Genomic DNA, 2815 nt, shown 5'->3' with positions numbered 1-2815 from the left:
TGAAGTTGCTGGGTAACATTAAAGCTTTTGTGGAGGCTTGAGCCGTATGCAGTGAAAGTTGCACGTACGGTTCTTAGGAGAACGGCATCTGGTAACAGGTGTCGTTTATCCGACAAAAGCTTGTTAGCTTTAAAATCATCTGGCAACTTAACTCTTTTATTTTGAGCTTCATACGGAAGGTTTTTAAAAGTTTTAACTTTGACTTCAATGCTGGTTGGTTCTGAATAATAAAGAACCGTCACTGTTTTATTTTTCAATTATCATCTCTATCCATGAGAACAGTTATCATTTACTCAAAAAAAATACTAAAGCAATAGCTTAAAATTTACTTGCTTATTTATCGTACACTCCGTCTATGTAAAACGACTCTGAACAGCATCCTGATAGTTTTTAGTTAATCAGTATTGATCTCTGGTGCATAACAAGCTTGAGCACATTGCCCCAGTCAACAGTTTTTCATTATACAAATGCACTCCCAAACACTCAGCCCTTGCACAATCAAAATAAAACAGGTAACCCAAGTAACCACTCATAAAACCTATACTAACCAATTGATCCAACACGACTTAATTGGTTACTTATTTATGTAACCTTATATAACTCTATTAGTGACCTCATTGAAAAATAAAGGTTTTCTGTTTTATCTAAAGTGCAACTTTTAAATGTAACTGGTTACATGGAGGTTCCCTTTTTGGTTACTTTTACCGATTTGCTAGAAGCCTTGTATTGCGTGGTTGTTAGCGATTTTCAATAAATGGTTACCTCGGTTACCCCACTTTTTAAAAATTCAAAGCCGAGCTTGCTGCTGACATTCATTTTTTCAGCTCAAACCGAAAAATTAAGCCAATAATGATGGCTAACTGTATGATGATATTGGGTAGATTTTTAAGGCTAAAGATCACCTAAGTTCACAAAAACAGGGGTAGGTTTTGCGAGTATTTTGCGGGAGTTTTGCGAGTAAAAATTTAAAGCTGTACGGTAAAGCTTAATTTTTCCTTATAAATCAACAAGAAAATTGGTCGGTATGAGAGGATTCGAACCTCCGACCCCTGACACCCCATCATACGAATACTATGAACCTTATTCGATTGTTTTATAATAATTTTTTATCAAATCGGCAAATATAAAAAACTGGCAAATCGAGTAATTTAGGGATTATATAAAACAATGAGTTAAATACGGATCTCGCGCACTTTCTGACATGATTTAATTGACCCCTGACACGTTTTGACAGTTCTTAAACTGTATGAATACATATTCAAAACCTGAGCTTAATACGATTACGAGAGACGGTTAAATACCTGTAATTAAAAAATCAATTGCTGCGATAATTTCATCTCGAAAAGCGCTCAGTTTATTTACAGGATGACGTAATAGCTTCGTTGACACACTGGCCATCTGATGAGTCAAAATAACAAAATCTCCTTCATCAATATGGATGATTGGACAAAGATTCTTCGGTGCTTTTTGATCCAATAAATCCAGTGGCGTTAAAGGAATGACCAATCGAGAATTTAATGAGTCCAAGAGTTCACTTTGAACATCAACAAAGTACGGATATGCCTTAGAAGTGTGCTTGTCTGGATTTTGGTATAGAGTAAATTGTGACATTAGAAAACTCTGTGAGAATCAGAAAACATACCATGAGTTTCAGTAAACGTATTACAAGCATCAATGGCCTCACTATTTTGCTCTAACCACTCATTTTTTAGTCTTTTACTTACTTCCTGAATAAGTGCCTTTTCCATAGTTGCTGAAAGGTTTATATCCAAGCGTTTAGCCTCTCCCAGTAACTCACTATTCAAACTTAAATTAGCGGCTTTTTTCGGGGCTTGTGTGTTATATACAGCTCTCATAATCTCACCTTATGCGTACTATTCATGCGCATTAAGTATAAAGTTAGATTTGGCTCTAATCAAATTATTATTGCTTACCTTATAAACAAGGCTAATATTCGATGATCGGTTTCTTAGTCTTGATACATCTGATCAAATTAATGTTCGTGCCTCTTTAGGGCTTTTAGTTGCAAAAAGTGCACAATTGGAGCTTCCACACGCAGATAGCCTCAATGGTTCAAAGCATCGCAATATGAAAGAGCTAAGAGTCCAAAGTAATGGTAAACCATTGCGTGTCTTTTTTGCTTTTGATCCACAAAGAACAGGGATCATTTTATGTACAGGAGATAAAACTGGTGATAAGAGGTTTTATAAAAAAATGATCCCAATCGCTGATTCAGAATATGAGCATCACTTAGAGGAGCTTTAACATGACTAAACGTAGTAACCCACTCAGTGAACTAGATAAAAAGCTATCAGCTGAAGTGCTGAAAAAAGCGCAAGAAAAAACTGAAGATATGCTTTTTGATCTGCGTCTAGCTGAGCTTCGTGAACTGATTCAGTTGTCACAGACTCAAATAGCTGATGCTATGGGAGTAAAGCAACCTACTGTCGCTAGTTTAGAAAAAAAGGGGAAAGATGTTCGGCTAAAGTCCCTTAAAAGATATGTCGAAGCAGCTGGTTGTAAATTGAGAATAGATATTGAAATGCCTGATGGTTCTAGTCATGGATTCCCCATATAAATAAGCCCTAAAGCATATAGTGCTGCAGAGTGACGTGGTCTAATGGATACAGAGAGCTGTTTCAAAACTAAGAGTATAAAAACAGGCATAATTAGGGGATTATAGGAATCAAATAATGGGACTGATCAGATCTATATGATCTAAAGTCACAAATACAAGCGAGCTCGCCAGAGCAGGAAGTCCAACTCTGGTGATAAATATCAAAAGCAAATTTGTTTTTAGTGAGCGTTTCCAGAA

5 protein-coding genes are annotated in these 2815 nt (G+C 36.2%); 2 read left to right on the top strand and 3 right to left on the bottom strand.

What is annotated here, in order from left to right:
• The 3 genes from JQC92_RS21675 to JQC92_RS21665 all read right to left on the bottom strand — a co-directional run.
• Window positions 1-257 (bottom strand): DUF2375 family protein (locus tag JQC92_RS21675; RefSeq protein WP_205001609.1); only part of this gene is annotated, 257 nt, incomplete at its 3' end.
• A gap of 1036 nt (window positions 258-1293) precedes the next feature.
• The gene (locus tag JQC92_RS21670) at window positions 1294-1611 is read right to left on the bottom strand and encodes a CcdB family protein (protein ID WP_205001608.1); all 318 of its coding nucleotides are present in this window, start codon (window positions 1609-1611) and stop codon (window positions 1294-1296) included.
• Entirely contained in the window at window positions 1611-1856 is a 246-nt protein-coding gene (locus tag JQC92_RS21665) for a type II toxin-antitoxin system CcdA family antitoxin (protein ID WP_205001607.1), read from the bottom strand. The genes JQC92_RS21670 and JQC92_RS21665 overlap by 1 nt, the downstream gene beginning before the upstream one ends.
• A 94-nt stretch (window positions 1857-1950) precedes the next feature.
• On the opposite strand from JQC92_RS21665, the gene JQC92_RS21660 reads away from it, so the two are divergent.
• On the top strand, window positions 1951-2265 hold the full coding sequence (locus JQC92_RS21660; RefSeq protein WP_205001610.1) for a type II toxin-antitoxin system RelE/ParE family toxin: 315 nt from the start codon (window positions 1951-1953) through the stop codon (window positions 2263-2265).
• Between the two features lies 1 nt (window position 2266).
• Window positions 2267-2578, top strand: coding sequence for a helix-turn-helix domain-containing protein (locus JQC92_RS21655; protein ID WP_205001606.1), 312 nt, complete (start codon window positions 2267-2269; stop codon window positions 2576-2578).
• Window positions 2579-2815 lie beyond the last annotated feature (237 nt).

It is taken from the genome of Parashewanella hymeniacidonis (assembly GCF_016900895.1).
In the GTDB taxonomy this organism is placed as follows: Bacteria; Pseudomonadota; Gammaproteobacteria; order Enterobacterales; family Shewanellaceae; genus Parashewanella; species Parashewanella hymeniacidonis.
Note: the sequence above shows the minus strand (reverse complement) of the source record. Positions and strands in the feature narration are given on the sequence as shown.

Bases quoted from the DNA above. Each gene is read 5' to 3' on its own strand.
- JQC92_RS21655 (WP_205001606.1), top strand. From the start codon at position 2,267: ATGACTAAACGTAGTAACCCACTCAGTGAACTAGATAAAAAGCTATCA.
- JQC92_RS21670 (WP_205001608.1), bottom strand. From the start codon at position 1,611: ATGTCACAATTTACTCTATACCAAAATCCAGACAAGCACACTTCTAAG.
- JQC92_RS21665 (WP_205001607.1), bottom strand. From the start codon at position 1,856: ATGAGAGCTGTATATAACACACAAGCCCCGAAAAAAGCCGCTAATTTA.